The 18,016-nt window shown below is 62.1% G+C and carries 15 protein-coding genes; 8 read left to right on the top strand and 7 right to left on the bottom strand.

The features are described from left to right. Positions 1–83: 83 nt before the first annotated feature. The 4 genes from AC2ISB_RS11555 to AC2ISB_RS11540 are packed head-to-tail and all read right to left on the bottom strand — an operon-like array spanning position 84 to position 4,989. Positions 84–1,355 carry an OpgC family protein gene (locus tag AC2ISB_RS11555; RefSeq protein ID WP_339108353.1) on the bottom strand — a complete coding sequence of 424 codons (1,272 nt, stop codon included), beginning with the start codon at positions 1,353–1,355 and terminating at the stop codon, positions 84–86. Next, on the bottom strand, positions 1,348–3,129 hold the full coding sequence (gene mdoH, locus AC2ISB_RS11550) for a glucans biosynthesis glucosyltransferase MdoH (RefSeq protein ID WP_486575113.1): 1,782 nt from the start codon (positions 3,127–3,129) through the stop codon (positions 1,348–1,350). The genes AC2ISB_RS11555 and mdoH overlap by 8 nt, the downstream gene beginning before the upstream one ends. Positions 3,130–3,154: 25 nt before the next feature. Next, positions 3,155–3,349, bottom strand: coding sequence for a hypothetical protein (locus AC2ISB_RS11545; RefSeq protein WP_339108351.1), 195 nt, complete (start codon positions 3,347–3,349; stop codon positions 3,155–3,157). Further along, the gene (locus tag AC2ISB_RS11540) at positions 3,346–4,989 is read right to left on the bottom strand and encodes an OpgD/OpgG family glucan biosynthesis protein (protein ID WP_339108350.1); all 1,644 of its coding nucleotides are present in this window, start codon (positions 4,987–4,989) and stop codon (positions 3,346–3,348) included. The genes AC2ISB_RS11545 and AC2ISB_RS11540 overlap by 4 nt, the downstream gene beginning before the upstream one ends. Positions 4,990–5,404: 415 nt before the next feature. On the opposite strand from AC2ISB_RS11540, the gene AC2ISB_RS11535 reads away from it, so the two are divergent. The 7 genes from AC2ISB_RS11535 (at position 5,405) to AC2ISB_RS11505 (ending at position 13,193) form a co-directional block, all read left to right on the top strand. Continuing rightward, positions 5,405–8,419, top strand: coding sequence for a monovalent cation/H+ antiporter subunit A (locus AC2ISB_RS11535; protein WP_339108349.1), 3,015 nt, complete (start codon positions 5,405–5,407; stop codon positions 8,417–8,419). Continuing rightward, positions 8,419–8,754: a Na+/H+ antiporter subunit C gene (locus AC2ISB_RS11530; RefSeq protein ID WP_339108348.1), complete on the top strand. Its 336-nt coding sequence runs from the start codon at positions 8,419–8,421 to the stop codon at positions 8,752–8,754. The genes AC2ISB_RS11535 and AC2ISB_RS11530 overlap by 1 nt, the downstream gene beginning before the upstream one ends. Before the next feature lie 5 nt (positions 8,755–8,759). After that, positions 8,760–10,403 (top strand): monovalent cation/H+ antiporter subunit D, encoded by a 1,644-nt coding sequence (locus AC2ISB_RS11525; protein ID WP_486575111.1) that lies wholly within the window; start codon positions 8,760–8,762, stop codon positions 10,401–10,403. 13 nt (positions 10,404–10,416) lie between these two features. Further along, positions 10,417–10,908, top strand: a complete 492-nt coding sequence (locus AC2ISB_RS11520) for a Na+/H+ antiporter subunit E (protein WP_339108346.1) — start codon at positions 10,417–10,419, stop codon at positions 10,906–10,908. Then, on the top strand, positions 10,905–11,174 hold the full coding sequence (locus tag AC2ISB_RS11515; protein WP_339108345.1) for a K+/H+ antiporter subunit F: 270 nt from the start codon (positions 10,905–10,907) through the stop codon (positions 11,172–11,174). Before AC2ISB_RS11520 ends, AC2ISB_RS11515 begins: the two co-directional genes overlap by 4 nt. A gap of 8 nt (positions 11,175–11,182) precedes the next feature. Then, positions 11,183–11,686, top strand: a complete 504-nt coding sequence (locus AC2ISB_RS11510) for a Na+/H+ antiporter subunit G (protein ID WP_339108344.1) — start codon at positions 11,183–11,185, stop codon at positions 11,684–11,686. 76 nt (positions 11,687–11,762) lie between these two features. Then, complete coding sequence (locus AC2ISB_RS11505; protein WP_339108343.1) at positions 11,763–13,193, top strand: tetratricopeptide repeat-containing sulfotransferase family protein; 1,431 nt, start codon at positions 11,763–11,765, stop codon at positions 13,191–13,193. A 206-nt stretch (positions 13,194–13,399) separates the two neighbouring features. On the opposite strand, the gene dapA is transcribed toward AC2ISB_RS11505, so the two are convergent. Then, positions 13,400–14,272: a 4-hydroxy-tetrahydrodipicolinate synthase gene (gene dapA / locus AC2ISB_RS11500; RefSeq protein ID WP_486575108.1), complete on the bottom strand. Its 873-nt coding sequence runs from the start codon at positions 14,270–14,272 to the stop codon at positions 13,400–13,402. Positions 14,273–14,419: 147 nt separating this feature from the next. Between dapA and AC2ISB_RS11495 the strand changes: the two genes are divergently transcribed. After that, positions 14,420–16,384, top strand: coding sequence for a lytic transglycosylase domain-containing protein (locus tag AC2ISB_RS11495; protein ID WP_486575106.1), 1,965 nt, complete (start codon positions 14,420–14,422; stop codon positions 16,382–16,384). On the opposite strand, the gene AC2ISB_RS11490 is transcribed toward AC2ISB_RS11495, so the two are convergent. Both AC2ISB_RS11490 and mnmC2 read right to left on the bottom strand, forming a co-directional pair. Then, a complete protein-coding gene (locus AC2ISB_RS11490; RefSeq protein ID WP_339108340.1) occupies positions 16,385–17,290 on the bottom strand; it encodes a DMT family transporter in 906 nt (301 codons plus the stop codon). Then, a complete protein-coding gene (mnmC2, locus tag AC2ISB_RS11485) occupies positions 17,271–17,975 on the bottom strand; it encodes a tRNA (5-methylaminomethyl-2-thiouridine)(34)-methyltransferase MnmC2 (protein WP_486575105.1) in 705 nt (234 codons plus the stop codon). Before mnmC2 ends, AC2ISB_RS11490 begins: the two co-directional genes overlap by 20 nt. Positions 17,976–18,016 lie beyond the last annotated feature (41 nt).

Raw genomic sequence — 18,016 nt, 5'->3', positions numbered from 1 at the left:
CGAAGATTATGCGCTTTGGGCCGCGGGCTCCGGATAGCCCCTCGAAATGGATAAAGGCCACGGAGCGTTCCGTGGCCTTTTTTTTAATGTTCGGCGCGGCGTGGCACTTCGGGCTGGACGACCGGAATCGACGAGGGCAGCGACAGCCGCGGCAGCGCAAGGGCGGGCGCACCGGGCCGCAGGAGGTCGCCGGGCATGTCCTCGCGCGGCATGGTACGGGCCGCAGGCACGTCCCGCGCGACGGGTTTGGCACGCATCCATTCCGAGATACGGGCAATCGCGTAAAGGATGGCCAGCCCGCCCCAGACAAGAACCGTATCTTGCAGCAGCCCGCCCGGATGCACCACTTTCACCGCTTGGGCGAAGATGGCCAGAACGGTGCCGAAGGCAAAGACTTTCAGGCCGTGGCGGCCCAGCATACGCAGGGGCGCTGCCGCTTTGGAGGCGGCAATCTGCGGCACGAGATAGGGCATCGACAGAATATAGACCAGCGCCAGCACATGCAGGAAGCGCGGCAGCGACAGGAATGTTTTGTCGAAGGTCACAAGGAAGAAGGGCACGCCATGATCTTTGAGGCTGCCAAGCGCCGGACCCCAAGTGCGCAGCATCCATGCGTTATTGACCCAGATCGCCGCCATGACCAGCCATAGCCCCGCAAGGATCACCAAGGGCTTGTGCACCCCCAGAAACCGCTTGCCGCCACGCATTGCCGTGCCGGTCAGGATACCGATGCAGAAGATCAGCTGCCACGAGAGCGGGTTGAAGAACCAGCCGCCCTCATAGGGGAAATTCGGGAAGTTCAGCCGGAAGGTGCCCGCCAGCGCCCATAGGCTCAGCGAGACCGCCAGCAGCTTCATCGGGGCCACCTGCGAGAAGCGGATCATGAAGGGCGCGGCGATCATCAGCGCGGCATACATCGGCAGGATATTCACATATCCCAGTTGATGGCTCAGCGTGGCAAGGCCGATCAACCATTCCAGCGGCTGCTTTGCCAGCGGGCCGAAAGCGTTCATCGTCAACAGCTTGTCGCCGCCGAAAAAGAGCGCACCACCGGCGAAGATCGCGATGACCCAGAAGGTGATCACAAGATGCGTCATATAGAGCGTCCAGGACCGGCCCCAGATCTTGCCGAAGCTCTGCCGGTTGAAACCCTCTGCCAGTTTCGGACCATAGGCCAGAGCGGCGGCCAGACCGGACATGAACACGAACCCCTCGGCGGCATCGGAATGCCCGAAATTGCGCGAGGTGAAGTTTTCATAGATCTGATGCGGGATATGATTGACGAATATCATCGCCAAGGCGATGCCGCGGAAGAAATCCAGCCGCGGATCGCGCGCGGACCGAGCTTCAGGCATGGTGTTTTTCCTCTATGGTCGAAGCCTCCGGTTCAGCCGACCAATTGTTGAGAATCCGGTCATGCAGCACCATGATCGGGGCTGCGTGATATTCCGTGGGGGTTCCGAACAGGTTTCCTTTGGCTGTGCGCGAGGTCATCGAAATGATGAAAGGCGCCAGAATCATCGGAATGCCGACGGGTGAAAGCCACCAGAACAGACCCGGTGCATACACCCAAGTGGCCCATAAGCCAAGCGCGCCGATAAACACAATCCACCACGAGGCCTTGAACCCATCACGAAAACCAAGAGTGCCGTCCCCGCGGTTATTGGTGGGCCAGCCACCATCGGCGCCGAACAGGACCTGAAGCACGGAGCGGGTCGAGAACATCAGCAGGATCGGTGCGTTGACCGAGCTGATCAGCAGTTCGCAGACCGTGCCTGCAAGGGCATTCGCCCCACCGCCGAAGCCGCGGGCGGTGCCATCCAGCCATGCCCGCGCGGCAATCAGCATCTTCGGCAGAAGCAGCAGGCCGATGATCCCGATGAACAGACCGATGGCCTTGGAGGCTTCGGAGGGCGGGAAATAGGGGAAGGGCCAGTTGGGCTCGGGGAAGTAGTTGGGCGGCGCGACAAAGGCCATCGCGCCGATCGAGGCCAGAATGAATGCCAGCCAGAACAGGGGGGCGATATAGGCCATGATGCCCTGCGCGAAAACAAAGCGCGACCACATGCGCAGGCCGGGGGCGTTGATGACGCGGCTATGTTGCAGGTTCCCCTGACACCAGCGGCGGTCGCGTTTGGCGTGATCGACGATATTCTCGGGGCCTTCCTCGAAGGAGCCTTCCAGATCGTCATCCAGCCGCACGATCCAGCCACCACGCGCCAGAAGTGCGGCTTCGACATAGTCATGGCTCATCACATGGCCGCCAAAGGGCGGGTTGCCCCGCAGCGTGGGCAGGCCGCAGCACTCGGCAAAGGCGCGGGTGCGTACCATCGCGTTATGACCCCAGAACGGGCCGGTGCGGCCCTGCATCATGGCCAGACCCCGCGCGAAAACGGGGGAGAAGAACGCGGCCGAAAACTGCATGGCCCGTCCGAAATGCGACCGCGCCCGAATGACTTTCGGCAGCGTCTGCAACAGGCCCAGACGCGGCTCGGCTTCCATGCGGCGGGCCATCTGCAAGATGGTCTCGCCTTCCATCAGGCTATCGGCATCAAGGATCAGCGCAAAATCATAGGCACCACCGGAGCGGGTGATGAAATCCTCGATATTACCGGCCTTTTTGCCGGTATTGTTCTCGCGGCGGCGGTAGTAGTACCGGCCCATCCCGTTGCGCTCCGCCACCAGCTTGGCAAAAAGCTGCTCTTCGCGGCGCGCGGTCAGATCGTTGCGCGTGTCGGAGAGAATGGCGAAATGCACCTCGGCAGAGGTGCCGGCCCTGGCCTGCGCGTCTTGAAGCGAAGCGTCCATCGCCGCCAGACGGGTGAAGGTGTAAAGCGGGTCTTCATTATAGACCGGCATCAGGATGACGGTCCGCCCCTCGATCGGGGCGTTCGCGTCATATTTCGGGGGCTTGGCGCGGGTTGTCAGCCCGATGAGGGCCTGAACGGCCCCCCATGCCAGCCAGAGTGTTGAGATAAGGATAAGAACGGCGCGCACGACGTCGAACACATCCAGCCCATCTGCAGAGCCGAATTGCAGAAACAATACGAATGCACCGCCGCCTGCCACCAGGCTCAGTGCAATCGCAAAACTACGCAAAGCCCAGAGGAACAGGCGTCCGACGGTCATGATATTTCGCTCCTATTCGGTGCGATCAGCTGCGCCCATGTGCACGCATCGGCTGCGGAAGAACCGCAAGCAGCGCATGCCAGAATCCGGCGCCTTCACGTTCGAGAACCTGCACAGGCATCGCCATCGGCGCGTCCGGCAGGGCGCAGGGACCCGAGATCAGGTCCTGCGGTTCAAGTTTGACGGTGTCCACCGCCGCGGGGGAGGTAATTACGGTCATGCTTTGATCCATTGGTAAGCCCAAGTTTCAGATTGCTTAGCACCATAACCCTGAAGGTAGGCTGTGAGTTCCACAGTCGAACCGTCTTCGGCGTCTACATCCATCACAAGTCGCCATATGTCGTGATCTGGGATTTTTGAGAAGCTCTGGTTGGTGATAGTGCCCCCGCTGATCGTGTTGACGACTTTCAGATCGGCAACCGCGTCAGAGGGAAGGTTTGCGATACGCCCGCCTGCGAAGTCCACAACGAACTTCCGGGTCTTATCATTGCTGCCCGCAACTCCGCCGGCGCCGGCGAAGGTCTCTTTTACATGGGCGATACCCTCGTTCGGATCAAGGGGAAGATCCCCCCAACTGAGCCGATAGGAGAATTCTCGCTCTTGTCCCGCCTTGGCCCCGTCTTTGGGGACCCAGAACGCGACGATATTATCATTGGCCTCGGCCTCGGAGGGGATCTCGACAAGGCGCACCATGCCATCGCCCCAATCACTGGTCGGCTCGACTTTCAGCGACGGGCGGCGCTCGTAGCGGGCCCATGCATCCTGATATTGCTCGAACTCGCGATCACGCTGGTAAAGGCCGAAGCTTTTCGGAGTCGATTCGCTGAAATAGCTGGAGGCCAGACGCTCGGGATTGGCCAGCGGGCGCCAGACGCGCTCGCCACTGGCTTTCTCGATCATGAGGCCGTCGCTGTCATGCACCTGCGGGCGGAAATCGTCGAAACGGTCGCGCGAGCGGTCGGCATAGAGGAACATCGAGGTAAGCGGTGCCACGCCAAGTTGCTGCACATCGGCGCGCAGGAACAGGCGGGCGGTCACGTCCATCACCGTCGCTTCACCGGGCGTGATCACAAACCGGTAGGCTCCTGTCAGCGAGGCGCTGTCCATCGCGGCATAGACGGTCACCGTCTTGGCATTTTCTGCCGGACGCTCGACCCAGAAACGGCGGAAGCGCGGGAATTCCTCGGCAACCGACAGGCCGGTATTCACGGCCAGACCGCGGGCCGAAAGCCCGTATTGCGAATTGCGGCCAAGCGCGCGGAAATAGGATGCGCCCTGAAAGGCCACAAGCTCGTCCAGCACATCGGGGCGGTTGAGCGGATGATGCAGACGGAAGCCCGCCACGCCGGGCAGGGGGGCATGTTCGGGGACGATCTCGCGGGCTTTACGCTCGTAGACGAAGTCATCGGTCGAGAAGCTCATCGCCTGCGCCTGACCGTCCTTGACCTCGTAAATCAGCACCGGTTCGCGGAACAGCCAGCCCATATGGAAGGCCTGCAGGGTGAATTGCGGGTGGTCGCCATCGGCAAAGCGCGCATGCTCTGGATTGAAACGGATCATGCGATAGGCGTCATAATCGAGCTTCGACAGGAAGCCGTCGACCTTTTGCGGTGCGGTTGCGGGCTGCTTTGCCGCCTCGCGCATCTCGATGGTCAGGCTGTCAAAACTGAAGGGCTGGGTTTCGGCTGCGGGGGGCAGGGCCGGTTGCGCGGCATCTGCGGCGGGTGTGTCCTCTGCCGCGTCCTGCGCCCAAAGCGGAGCCCCTGCCAAGACGCCACCCAGCATCGTGCCTGCGGCAAGATGGGCCATCACTTGACGGCGGGTCGGGACGGTGCGGGCATTCTTGGCAGTTTTAATCATGTATTATCCAGTAATCTCAGGAAGTTCCCTATCACGTGAACCTCTGCCGCTGAGGCATACTCTTGAAGCGTCACGATGTGCAATAGAGGTTGATATTCAATGTGCAGAACAGCAACCTACTGTGGTTTGTTCCGCATAATTGCGCTTGTTTGGGGAGAGAGCAGGCAAAAACCCGCCCAAATCTCGGGCGAAATTTGGGTCTTTTGTTGTTAACCACGCGCTTTGGGGGCATTTCTGTCGGTTTTCGATTTGACGGTTCCGTGAATATGCCGTGTTCGATTCGCCCCAGTTTCCCTTGACACGGGGGAGGGGAATTCGCAGTTAAAGGTGGATTGATCAGCCACTTTGCGACATCTCGCGCGGTCCAGCGCGGGTGGGCGTGAAACAGCTATGCCCTTGAACGGACCGGAGAGCAATGTCACCTGCCATAATTGCCGTCTTGCCATTTCTGGGGGCGCTGCTCCCTGGTGTTCTGATCCGCACCGGCCGGAATACAACAGCGATTTCGGTGGCGATCTGTTCCGGCCTCGCGCTTCTGGGGCTGCTTCTGCATCTGCCCGACGTCATGGCGGGCGAAGTGATCCGCACCAGAATCGACTGGATGCCTTGGCTGGGGCTGAATGTCGAATTCATGATCGACGGGCTCGGCATGCTGTTTGCGACGCTGATTCTCGGGATCGGCCTTCTGGTGATCCTTTATGCGCGCTATTACCTGTCATCGAAAGATCCGGTGGGGCAGTTCTACACCTATCTAATGCTGTTCCAAGGCGCGATGGTGGGGATTGTCCTTTCCAATAACATCCTGCTTTTGTTGATCTTCTGGGAGTTGACCTCGCTGTCGTCCTTCCTGCTGATCGGCTATTGGAAACACCTCCCCGAAGGACGTCAGGGCGCGCGCATGGCGCTGACCGTGACGGGGGCAGGGGGCTTGGCGATGATTGCGGGGATGATGATCCTTGGCCATATCGCGGGCAGCTATACGATCTCCGATATTCTTGCGGCGAGGGAGGCGATCCAGTCGTCGGACCTCTATCTTCCGGCGCTGATCCTGATCCTGCTGGGGGCCTTCACGAAATCGGCGCAGTTTCCGTTCCACTTCTGGCTGCCGCATGCAATGGCAGCCCCCACGCCGGTCTCGAGCTACCTGCATTCGGCCACGATGGTGAAGGCGGGTCTGTTCCTGATGGCGCGGCTCTGGCCTGCGCTGTCGGGCACGCCGGAATGGTTCTATATCGTGGTCAGTGTCGGGTTGTTCACCATGCTGATCGCGGCCAAGATCGCGATCTTCAAGGATGACATGAAGGGGCTGCTGGCCTTCTCGACCGTTTCGCATCTGGGGCTGATCACCTTCTGTTTTGGGCTTGGCACGCAAGCGGGCGTTGTGGCCGGGGTCTTCCACATCATTAACCATGCAACCTTCAAGGCCGCGCTTTTCATGACCGCGGGTATCGTGGACCATGAAGCCCATACCCGCGATCTGAAACGTCTGGGCGGGTTGCGCAAACTGATGCCGGTGACCTTCACGATCGCCACGATCGCGACCCTGTCGATGGCGGGGATTCCCTTCTTCAACGGGTTCCTGTCGAAAGAGCTGATGCTGGAGGAGGCCTCGCATACCGTTTGGGCCGGTACGCCGTGGCTCATTCCGGTTTTGGCGACCATTGCGGCGCTTCTGTCGGCGGCCTATTCCTTCCGCTTTATCTGGCACGGTTTCATGGGGCCGGTGCGCGACGACTATCCGCATAAACCGCATGATCCGGGCTTTGGCATGTGGGCCAGCCCTGCCTTTCTTGCCGCCCTTGTGCTGCTGATCGGCTGTTTCCCCTTCCTGATGGATCCTTTCGTCACCACCGTGGCGCAGGCCGTGATCGGTGCGCCGCTGGGCGCGCATCTGCACCTGGCCATCTGGCACGGCATCACGCCTGCCCTGATGATGTCGGGCCTCGCGGTTGCAGGCGGTCTTCTGGTGCTGGCGGCCTTCAACCCGCTGCGCGCGATCTGGGATGCCATGCCGCGTCCCGAGGCCAAGTCGATCTTCGACTGGGTGGTGGAGCGCTGCGCCTGCGCGGCGCGGTTGTTCACCTCGGGGCTGCATAACGGGTCGATGGCGCGCTATCTGATGATTTTCGCCTTTACCGCGCTGGCCATCGGGTTCTGGGCATGGACCACGGGCGATCAGGGGCCGCAAACCCGCCAGATGCTGCCGATCAGCCCCGTGGCACTGGTGGGCTGGATCATGCTGGTCACCGCGACCTTCTGTGTGGCCGCCTATCACCGCAACCGTTTCCTTGCGCTGGTGCTGGTGGGGATTGTCGGGCTGATCGTGTCGATCTGCTTCATCTATCTCTCGGCCCCCGACCTTGCGCTGACGCAAATCTCGGTCGAGGTGGTGACGGCGGTGCTGATGCTTCTGGCGCTGAACTTCCTGCCCAAGGTCACCGCCCCCGAGACCAGCAACCTCAAACGCCATTTCGACAAGATCTTCTCGGCGGTGGTGGGGCTGGGCACCGGCTCGTTGATCTACGCGCTGATGATGCGCGATTTCGCCTTCCCGTCGATGTCGGAATACCATCTGGCCAATAGCTATAACCTTGCGGGCGGCGATAACGTGGTGAACGTGATCCTCGTCGATTTCCGTGGCTATGATACCTATGGCGAGGTCACCGTTCTGGGGATCGCGGCGCTGGTGATCTTTGCGCTGACCGAGGCGCTGCTGAACGGCACCGGCTCGCGCAAGCTGATCGCATGGCGTCCTGATATGATCCGTGCGGGCGACAAGCACCCGCTGATGATGCTGATCGTGACCCGTGTCATGATGCCCATCGCGCTGGTCTTCGGGGTGTTCATCTTCCTGCGCGGCCACAACCTGCCGGGCGGGGGCTTTATCGCCGGTCTGATCGTCGCGATCGCGCTGGTCATGCAGTATATCTCGTCGGGCTTCGCGTGGACGCAGGCGCGGCAGAAGATCTATTACCACCAGCTGATCGGGCTGGGGGTGCTGGCCGCGGGGATCACGGGCGTTGGTGCGTGGTTCAACGGCAAGCCCTTCCTGACCTCGGATTTCGGCTATTTCAAGCTGCCCTTCCTCGATAAATTCGAGCTGGCCACCGCGATGGGGTTCGATCTCGGCGTGTTCCTCGGGGTGGTGGGCTCGGTCCTGCTGGCGCTGGGGGGGCTGTCGCGTCTGGCACGGCGGGCCGCCATGCCCACCGAAGAGCGCGCGGCCCATATTCTGGCAGAGCGCCCCGAGGCCCGCACTGTGGCCGAGGTCGGTATCCAGAACTTCCCCGAAGGCACCGTGGTGCCGCGGCGCTGGCTGGCGCAGCGCGAGGATGGCGGTTTCGAGGAGCGTTATCTGATGGAACGCTACGAGGACCAAGCCAGAAAAGACGATAGCAAAGACGGCGACAAGAACGGGGGAGCCCACTGATGGAAGCCTTGGTTGCAAGCGCAATCGGCGTGATGACAGCGGCGGGGATCTATCTGATCCTGCGGCTGAGGGTCTTTCCGGTGGTTCTGGGCATGACGATGCTGTCCTATGCGGTGAACCTGTTCCTCTTTGCGACGGGGCGTCTGGCGGTGAATATGCCGCCGATCCTGCAGGACGGTGTGACAAACTACACCGACCCCATCCCGCAGGCTCTGGTGCTGACCGCCATCGTGATCAGCTTCGGGATGACCTCGGTGACTGTGATGCTGGCGCTTGGCGCCTTCATCGAGGCGGGCGATGACTATATCGACCTCGATGACGAGAAGGAAAAATAAGACAGATGTTGGGCTTCTTTGATCATCTCGTTATCGCGCCCGTGGTGTTGCCGGCCTTTCTGGCGCCGCTGATCGTTCTGTGGATGCGCTTCGACCGCACGGCGCAGCGCGTCTTCTCGGTGGTGGGAATGCTGCTGCTGGTGGCCATTTCGGTGACACTGGCGGTGCGGGCCTCCAGCGGGGTGCCGGAAGTCTACCGGCTGGGCGACTGGGAAGCGCCTTTCGGCATCGTCCTGGTGCTGGACCAGCTTTCGGCGCTGATGCTGGTGCTGACCTCGGTGCTGGGTCTGGCGATCGCGCTTTATGCGATCGGCTCGGGCTGGGACAAGCGTGGCTGGCACTTCCATTCGCTGCTGCAATTCCAGATGATGGGGCTTAACGGGGCCTTCCTGACGGGCGATGCGTTCAACCTCTTCGTCTTCTTCGAGGTGCTGCTGATTGCCTCCTATGGCCTGATGATCCATGCGGGCGGGCGCAACCGTCTGAAGGCGGGCGTGCAATATGTGGTCTATAACCTTGCCGGTTCGACCCTGTTCCTGTTTGCGCTTGGCACGATCTATGCCACGACCGGCACGCTGAACATGGCCGATCTGGCACAGAAAGTGGCCGAGATGCCCGAAAGCGACGCGGCCCTTCTGCGGGTCGGTGCGGCGCTGATGATCCTTGTCTTCGCTGTGAAAGGCGCGATCGTGCCTTTCCAGTTCTGGCTGCCGGGCACCTATAGCAACGCGCCGGGGCCGGTGGCGGCACTGTTTGCCATCATGACCAAGGTGGGGGTCTATTCCATCATCCGTATCTATACGCTGGTGTTCACGCCGCAAAGCGCGGTGGGGTCACTGGCGCATGATGTGCTTCTGCCCGCCGCGGCGCTGACACTGATTGTCGGGATGGTCGGTATTCTGGGCGCGCGTGATCTGGGGCGGGTCGTGGCCTTTTCGGTGATCGGCTCGGTCGGGACCATGTTGATGGCCTTCTCGCAATTCCATCAGGATGCGACGGCGGCAGGCCTTTACTATATGGTGCATTCGACGATGGTGGCCGCCGCGCTGTTCCTTGTGGCCGATCTTGTCAAAGAGCGCCGTCGCATCGGCTTGGCTCTGACAGCCCAGCCACTGATTGCGCAGAACGGGCTTCTGGCGGGGATGTTCTTCATGGCGGCCATCGGCATGGCCGGTATGCCGCCGCTTTCGGGCTTTCTTGGCAAGCTGATGATCTTGCACGCAACCTATGGCCAGTGGTGGATCTGGGCCGTTATCCTTGGCACATCACTGATTGCCATCGTGGGCTTTTCGCGGGCGGGGACAACGGTCTTCTGGAAGGCCTATGCCGTGACAGAGGACGAACAAGACGAGACCCCGCCGCCGCTTGGTGTGACAGATAGCAGCTCGCCCGCTTTGGCCATTACTGCCGCAGGCGGCCTGCTGGCGGGGCTTGTGGCATGGACCGTCTTCGCAGGGCCTGCCAGCACCTATGTGCAGGGGATCTCGGCACAGCTTTATGACAGTCAGGGCTATATCTCGGCGGTGATGGAGGGCTCTGCCGCCCGCGCGCAGGCCGCCGCCGAAGCCGGAGCCCATCCGCACGGAGAGGACCATGACGTGCAAGACAGCGCCCATGAAGAAGATCACACCGTGATCGACGGGCATTGAGGGAGGGCAGGATATGATTAGACGCATCCTTCCGCATCCGCATCTGACCGTGCTTCTGACGGTGGTGTGGCTGCTGCTGGCCAATGCCTATACGCTCAACTCGCTGGTCTTCGGGCTGATCCTCGGGATCGTGATCCCGTGGATCACCGCCCCCTACTGGCCGGACCGGCCGATGGTGCGCAATATTCCCAAGATGGTCGAATATGCGCTGATCGTGCTGTGGGATATTCTGGTGTCGAATGTCGTGGTGGCGAAGATCGTGCTGTTCACGCCGAATGCGAAATTGCAGCCCGTATGGATTTCCATTCCGCTCGATCTGCATACCCCCGAGGCGATCACCGTCTTTGCCGGCACGATCACCATGACGCCCGGAACGGTGGCGGCAGAACTCTCGGCGGACGGGCATTCGCTTCTGGTCCACTGCCTGCACGAGACCGACCCCGAGGGCGCGCGCGACGGCATGAAATCCCGCTATGAGGCCCGTCTGAAGGAGATCTTCGAATGATCACCTATGCTTTGATGTTTGCCATCGGCTGCTATGCGCTGGCGCTTCTGTTCAACCTCTACAGGGTGGTGAAATCGCCGGGCGTCACCGACCGGATTCTGGCGCTGGACACGATGGCGGTGAATGCCATCGGGCTGTTCGTGTGTTTCGGTATCTGGGAAGGCACGGCGATCTTTTTCGAGGCCTCGATCCTTTATGCGATGGTGGGCTTCGTCTCGACGGTGGCCTATGCCAAATTCCTTCTGCGTGGCGATCTGATCGAGTGAGGTAAGAGATGGAACTGTTCTGGGAAATTCTCATTTCGGCGCTTCTGGTGATCGGTGGCTTCTTCGGGCTGGTGGGGTCGTTCGGGTTGGTCAAGCTGCCCGATTCCATGACCCGCCTGCATGCGCCGACCAAGACCACGACGCTGGGGGTTGGGGCCTGTCTGATCGCCTCGATGATCTGGTTCGCGGTCAAGAAGGGGGATCTGTCGCTGCACGAGCTGATGATCACGCTGTTCCTGTTCATGACGGCGCCGATCACCGCGCATTTCCTGTCCAAGACGATCCTTCTGCGCAATATCCCGCGCGAGACCCTGCCGCCGCCCGCCGATGGTGACTGGGCCGTTTACACGCCCCTTTCCGATACGGCGGCACATCAGTTGGAAGAGGCGGTGGAGATCCAGAAAGCCCGCGAGGAAAAAGCCCGCCGCAAAGCGGCAGACGAGGATGATTACGAAGGCGAGGTTGACGGTCATGGCACGGTGGAAGCCGCCGATGCCGATCAGCGGTCGTGATTCATATTAAATAAAGATCGGTATGGTCTATGGGAGGTACAACCCTGAGGGGGTGTGCCACTCGTTGGATACTGAAATGGACATAACCGATCTCGATCATGATGAGGATGTCTCCCTTGCACTTGCGGTTCTTGATGGCGATCATCGTGCCGCATTGAAGCGAATAGAGACACTCTGGTCACAGAATGGACCGAGTTCACACCTGATGATGCAGGCGATCCGCAGTTCTTGGGCGCTTGGTCAGGACGGCGAAGCCCGTAAACTTTCGGAAGAAGCGGTGACTCTGTGGCCCGAGGTTTCGGTGCTATGGGGGATGCATGCCGCGATCCTGACCGCCTTTGGCGATGTCGAGGGGGCGGTAGCCGCCTATGATCGTGCGCTGTCGTTCCGTCCGGATGACGTGCAACTTCTTTCGGGGCGCAACCGCTTGCGGCGGTTTTCCGCGACGGGGCCGGAATGGCGCAGGCTGGCGCAGGCCAGTCGGGATGAGGCCACAAGCCTTGGCCAGAAGGTGATGTCCGAATTCGCCTTGGGCGCGATCGAGGATGCCGCCGGAGAGTACGCGGCGGCCTTCGCCCATTTCCAGCGTGGCAATGACCTGAAGGCGCGCGGCTATGATCCGCACCTGATCGAGCGACGCCTGCACGATCAGCTCGCGCAGTGTCCCGATTTGCGCAGCCTGCCGGAACGGGTCGGTATGGCGGGGGAGCCGCGGATGGTGTTTATCGGTGGTTTGCCGCGGTCGGGCACCACCCTGACCGAACAGATCCTGATCCGTCATGACAAGGTGTCGACCCTTGGCGAGGCCTGTGATTTCCGCCTGTCGATGATCGAGCTGATGCATGCCGAAATCGGCGCGGGCACGGCACCGCTGGATTATTGGCGCTGGTTCAGCCAGCCCGGTCGGCCACTGATCCACAAGCTGGGCCAGATCTATCGCCGCCGGATTGCCGCGCGGGGCCAGACGACGCCCTATATTCTCTCGAAAATGCCGCTGGATCTCAGCCATGCTGCCGTGCTGCGCGCGATGCTGCCGGAGGCGCGCTTCATTTGTGTGAACCGGCACCCGCTGGATGTGGGGCTGTCGCTGTTCATGACGGATTTTGCGGACGGGCACGGGTTTAGCGAAAAGCTGGAATGGATCGCGCATATGGTCAGGGCCACCGACCGGTCGATGCGTGATTATGCGCAAAAGCTGGGGCCGGCGTTCCGGATGCAGTCCCTGCGGGCGCTGGTCGAGCAGCCTGCGCAGGAAATTCCGCGCTTGCTGGATCATCTGGGCTTGGCCATGCAGCCGGCCTGTCTGGAGCCGAAAGCGGCGCAGGGGGCGGTCCGCACGGCCTCGGATGTGCGGGTCCGGCGCAAGATCAACCGTGAGGGGGTCGGCTATTGGCGGCGCTACGAGGCACAGCTTCAGCCTTTGATCGAGGCTTTGGGGCGTGACTGGATCGCCGCATGGGAAGAACGCGATGCCGATCGTCCCCGGCAGTGGGAGAAAGCGTCCTGATCCTGCGTCATAGGCAACCAAAAAGGCGCCCGAGCGGGCGCCTTTCGTCTTTTGCACTTCCGGCGTGGCCGCAGCACAGGCGCGCGGGCATTGCGTCATCCCCTGACAGGCCCCCCGATCTGGCTATCCTTGAGGGGGGCTGTCCTTGGGCGGCTTGCCCCGTGAAAGGTCGGGCCACTCAGGGGAGGCCCGCAGGGGCTCTGGGCCTAGATCAGCCCTGCAAATTCCAGCGCGGCATCAATGCGCGCCTTCACGTTATCGCTTAGCCCGACCAGCGGCAGGCGCACCTCGTCCGAGCACAGGCCAAGGCGCGACATCGCATATTTCGCACCGCAGACGCCGGGTTCGAGGAAGATGGCCACATGCAGCGGCATCAGCTTGTCCGAGATGTCCAGCGCGCGGGCCCAGTCGCCTGCCAGTGTGGCGTTCTGGAATTCGGCGCAGAGCTTCGGCGCGACATTGGCCGTGACCGAGATACAGCCGACGCCGCCCATCGCGTTGAAGCCCAATGCGGTGGCATCCTCGCCCGAAAGCTGGATGAAGTCCTTGCCGCAGCTCATACGCTGTTTGGCCACGCGGGCCAGATCGCCGGTGGCGTCTTTCACACCGACGATGCGCGGCAGCTTGGCCAGTTCGCCCATCGTTTCGGGCGTCATATCCACAACCGAACGGCCCGGAATGTTATAGATGATGATCGGCAGATCCGAGGCATCATGCATCGCGGTGAAATGCGCGATCATACCGGCCTGCGTGGGCTTGTTGTAATAGGGCGTCACCACAAGCGCGCCATCGGCACCGGCGGCCTGCGCGTGCTGGATCAGCTCGATCCCCTCGCGGGTGTAGTTCGAGCCTGCACCGGCGATGATTTTCATCCGTCCGGCGGCGGCTTTGACCACTTCGGCCACAACGGTGTTATGCTCGCTATGGCTCAGCGTGGGGGATTCGCCGGTGGTGCCCACAGGGACCAGACCGTGGCTGCCCTGATCGGCATGCCAGTCGACGATCTTCTTGAGCGCGTCCAGATCCAGCTCGCCGTCCTTGAACGGCGTGATGAGGGCGGGGTAGGACCCTTTGAACATGACACGCTCCTTTGCAGTGTTGGGTATCCGACATGGATTCGTCGGGTTAAAATCGGGCGGACATTATGCGAGCTTGGCGCTCTTGCCAACTTGTGAATTGCACTCCGGCGTCACTATGGCACACAGGGGCCAATCAAAGAGGATCTCATGCATCGAAAGACCCTTTTCGCCGGGCTGACTGTCGTGGTTTTGGGCTGTGGCGCCGGTTTGCGGGCCGAAGAGGCCACGCAAGTGGTCAGGCCAAGCCCCGATCAGGCTCTGGCGCAGGCCTTGGCACTGGCCGATCAGCAGGACTGGCCGGGGGCCGAAGAGGCCGCCCGTTCCGCTGGCGCTGTTGCATTCGATATCATCGAATGGGAGCGTCTGCGCGCTGGCGAGGGCAGCTTTCGCGATTACGCCGATTTCTCGGCACGGCGGCATAACTGGCCGGGACTGCCCCTGCTGCGCCGCAAGGGGGAGGACAAGCTGGACGCGGCCAGCCCCGAACAGGTGATCGCCTATTTCGCCAAGGATAAACCCCTGACCGGCAAAGGGGCCCTGGCCCTGATCGCCGCCTATCAGGCCAAGGGGCAATCCCATGCCGCCGCGACCGAGGCGGATCGGGCATGGCGGCATCTGGATCTCAGCCCCGAGGAGCAGCAGGCCTTTCAGGACCGCTACGGTGTTCTGATCAGCCCCGCCAATGGCGGGCGTATGCAGTCCATGCTGGATCGTGGCGATCTGGCGCAGGCCAGAAGGATGCTGGATCTGGTCACGCCGGGCACCCGCGCGGTGGCGGCGGCGCGGATCGCCTTGCAGGGGCGCAAGGCCGGTGTCGATGCGCTGGTCGAGGCGGTGCCGGAATATATGCGCGGTTCCTACGGTCTGGCCCGTGACCGTGCGGTCTGGCGCTGGCGCGAAAGCTACGAGGACGGCGCGGCGGATCTGATCCTCGACTGGTCGGGCTCGGCCAAGAAGCTGGGCGATCCCGCGCTTTGGGCGGATGTGCGCCGCCGCATGGCGCGTTGGGACATGCGGCGCGGCGATTACCGGCGCGCCTATCGCGAGGCGGCCAACCATCACCTGCCGCCCGGCGGGTCCGATTATGCCGAGCTGGAATGGCTGGCGGGCTATGCGGCGCTCAAGCTTGGGGATGCGCCCACCGCGCTGCGTCATTTCGAGGCGCTTTCGGTCAATGTCGGCAGCCCGATCTCGCAATCGCGGGCCGATTACTGGCGTGGGCGGGCGCTTGAGGCGATGGGCCGCAAGGAGGCGGCAGATCAGGCCTATCAGGCGGGCGCGCGCTACCAGACCGCCTATTACGGGCTGCTTTCGGCGGAAAAGGTGGGCAAGGCGCTTGACTCCTCGCTGATCCAGCCCGAGGCGCTGCCCGACTGGCGGGCAGGCGGCTATACGGACAGTTCGGTGTTTCAGGCGGCGCTGTTGCTGCATGCGGCAGGCGATGCGGCGCTCGCCGAACGTTTCGTGCTGCATTACGAGGAAAGCCTGCCCGACAGCCGCATCGCGGGGCTGGTCGATCTGGCGCTGGAATGGCGCGATCCGCATCTGGCCTTGCAGCTTTCCAAGCGGGCGGCGCTGAATGGCGAGATTCTCGTGGCGGGCTATTTCCCCTTCCCCGAGCTTAAAACCCATGATCTGGCGGTGCCGGAGGAATTGGCGCTCTCGATTGCCCGACGCGAAAGCGAGTTCGACCATACGGTCATCTCCTATGTCGGGGCGCGCGGGCTGATGCAGTTGATGCCGGGCACGGCCAAGATGATGGCCGCCAGACTGGGCGTCGAGTATACGCCTGCGGCACTGACCACCGATCCCACCTATAACATCCGGCTCGGTTCGGAATATCTCAAGCAGTTGCGCGACGAATTCGGCAATTCGCCGCTTCTGGTGGCGGCGGGGTATAATGCGGGGCCGGGGCGGTCGCGCCAGTGGATCAAGGATATGGGCGACCCGCGTGCTCCCGGGGCCGATGTGTTGGACTGGGTCGAGATGATCCCCTTTGACGAGACGCGCAATTATGTCATGCGCGTCGCCGAAAGCCTGCCGATCTATCGCGCAAGACTTGGCGAGCCGGCTGTGCCCTTCAGCGAGGAACTGCGCGGGAACGGGCCCTGATCAGGGCTTGACCGCCGGTCCGGGCGGCACGGGGTCGATGTTGTTCTGCGCCTGACGCCAAAGGGTGAACAGCCCCGCCAGCACCACGAAACAGGCTCCGATGGCGACATTGGTACGCAGCACATCGCCAAAGACCGTCATGCCGATCATCGCCCCCCAGACAAGCTGCAGATAGCTGAAGGGCTGGATGGCGGAGGCCTCCGCGATTTCATAGGCGCGGATCATCAGCCCGTGGCCGACCACGGCGGTGACGCAGAGGATCGACATCCAGATCCAGTCTGTCCCGCTCATCGGTTCCCAGAACCAGACGCCGACCACGGTCGACACGATCGCGCCGCCAATTCCCGTCCAGAAAATCGAGGTGTTGGAGCTGTCCTTATCCGCGACCTTGCGTGTCAGCAGCCCGTAGACGGCAAACATGACGGCGCAGAGGAAGGGAATGGCCGCAAGAGGCGAGAACACCCCGCCCGAGGGCTTGAGGATGATCAGCACTCCGATGAAGCCGATCCCGATCGCGACCCAGCGTCGCCAGCCGACCTTCTCGCCCAGAACAGGGCCGGACAGCGCGGCCACAAGCAGCGGATAGCAGATGAAGACGGCATGTGTCTCGATCAGACCCAGCAGTACGAAAGCGGCGATCATCACATAGATCTCGAGCACCAGGAGAATGGCGCGGGTCGCCTGCATCCACGGGTGATGGGCGCGCACGGCCCGTGCCAGCCCGCCTTTCTGCCGCCCGACCAGCCAGAAGGAAAAGGCCGCAAAGAACCAGAACCGGATCATGACGACCATATAGGTGTTATAGGTTTCTGCCAGATGGCGCGAAATCGCGTCCTGTGCGGCAAACACGATGGTGACGATGATGATCAGGATCGCCCCGAGTTTATTATTCGTCTGAAGGGCCATTATGGTGGGTCCTGCTGGGGGCGAACCGCCCGCGACTCATATGACGTTTATGTCCGAAGCCCGAAACACGCTCGACCTCGAAGCCCGCATCCTGTAGCGCGCGGCGCACGAAGCCTGCGGCGGTATAGGTGGCAAAGCTGCCCTGCGGCGCCGTGTGGCGGCCCACCTCGGCCATCAGCTCCGGCCCCCAAAGCTCGGGGTTCTTGGCGGGCGAGAAGCCGTCAAGATACCACGCATCGGCCCGACCTTTCCATTGTGGCAGGGCCAGACGAGCATCTTCCATGATCACCTGCACCTCGATACGCCCGAGCGTGAAACGGTCCAGACCCTGCCCCCATGCCACGATCAGCGGGTCGGCAATGGCACGCGCTTCGGGAAAGCCCTCCAGCGCGCGGGCCATTTCCTGAGCCGACATCGGAAAGGCTTCGAAGCTGGTATAGTGCAGGGCAACATCCGGACAAGCCAGTGCGGTGGCCAGCAGGTTCAGCCCCGTGCCGAAGCCCAGCTCGGCAATCACAAAGCCGTCCCGCGCCCGCGCGGGCAGATCATTGCCGCGCAGAAACACATGGCGGGTCTCCTCCAGCCCGTTCCCGAGCGAGAAATAGGGGTCGTCGAAGCGCGAGGACACGGGAATTGCCTCATCGCGCCAGGTTAGGGCAGCTTCACTCTGGTCAGTGCGGGTCATGCGGGGTAGGGCCTTGGATAACACCTTGCGGAACAGGGCGC

This window comes from Thioclava sp. NS-SX20, assembly GCF_057380695.1.
Note: the sequence above shows the minus strand (reverse complement) of the source record. Positions and strands in the feature narration are given on the sequence as shown.

What these genes read in the sequence shown, in the direction of transcription:
- AC2ISB_RS11555 (WP_339108353.1), bottom strand. Translation starts at nt 1,355, where the DNA reads ATGCCTGAAGCTCGGTCCGCGCGCGATCCGCGGCTGGATTTCTTCCGC.
- mdoH (WP_486575113.1), bottom strand. Translation starts at nt 3,129, where the DNA reads ATGACCGTCGGACGCCTGTTCCTCTGGGCTTTGCGTAGTTTTGCGATT.
- AC2ISB_RS11545 (WP_339108351.1), bottom strand. Translation starts at nt 3,349, where the DNA reads ATGACCGTAATTACCTCCCCCGCGGCGGTGGACACCGTCAAACTTGAA.
- AC2ISB_RS11540 (WP_339108350.1), bottom strand. Translation starts at nt 4,989, where the DNA reads ATGATTAAAACTGCCAAGAATGCCCGCACCGTCCCGACCCGCCGTCAA.
- AC2ISB_RS11535 (WP_339108349.1), top strand. Translation starts at nt 5,405, where the DNA reads ATGTCACCTGCCATAATTGCCGTCTTGCCATTTCTGGGGGCGCTGCTC.
- AC2ISB_RS11530 (WP_339108348.1), top strand. Translation starts at nt 8,419, where the DNA reads ATGGAAGCCTTGGTTGCAAGCGCAATCGGCGTGATGACAGCGGCGGGG.
- AC2ISB_RS11525 (WP_486575111.1), top strand. Translation starts at nt 8,760, where the DNA reads ATGTTGGGCTTCTTTGATCATCTCGTTATCGCGCCCGTGGTGTTGCCG.
- AC2ISB_RS11520 (WP_339108346.1), top strand. Translation starts at nt 10,417, where the DNA reads ATGATTAGACGCATCCTTCCGCATCCGCATCTGACCGTGCTTCTGACG.
- AC2ISB_RS11515 (WP_339108345.1), top strand. Translation starts at nt 10,905, where the DNA reads ATGATCACCTATGCTTTGATGTTTGCCATCGGCTGCTATGCGCTGGCG.
- AC2ISB_RS11510 (WP_339108344.1), top strand. Translation starts at nt 11,183, where the DNA reads ATGGAACTGTTCTGGGAAATTCTCATTTCGGCGCTTCTGGTGATCGGT.
- AC2ISB_RS11505 (WP_339108343.1), top strand. Translation starts at nt 11,763, where the DNA reads ATGGACATAACCGATCTCGATCATGATGAGGATGTCTCCCTTGCACTT.
- dapA (WP_486575108.1), bottom strand. Translation starts at nt 14,272, where the DNA reads ATGTTCAAAGGGTCCTACCCCGCCCTCATCACGCCGTTCAAGGACGGC.
- AC2ISB_RS11495 (WP_486575106.1), top strand. Translation starts at nt 14,420, where the DNA reads ATGCATCGAAAGACCCTTTTCGCCGGGCTGACTGTCGTGGTTTTGGGC.
- AC2ISB_RS11490 (WP_339108340.1), bottom strand. Translation starts at nt 17,290, where the DNA reads ATGGCCCTTCAGACGAATAATAAACTCGGGGCGATCCTGATCATCATC.
- mnmC2 (WP_486575105.1), bottom strand. Translation starts at nt 17,975, where the DNA reads ATGACCCGCACTGACCAGAGTGAAGCTGCCCTAACCTGGCGCGATGAG.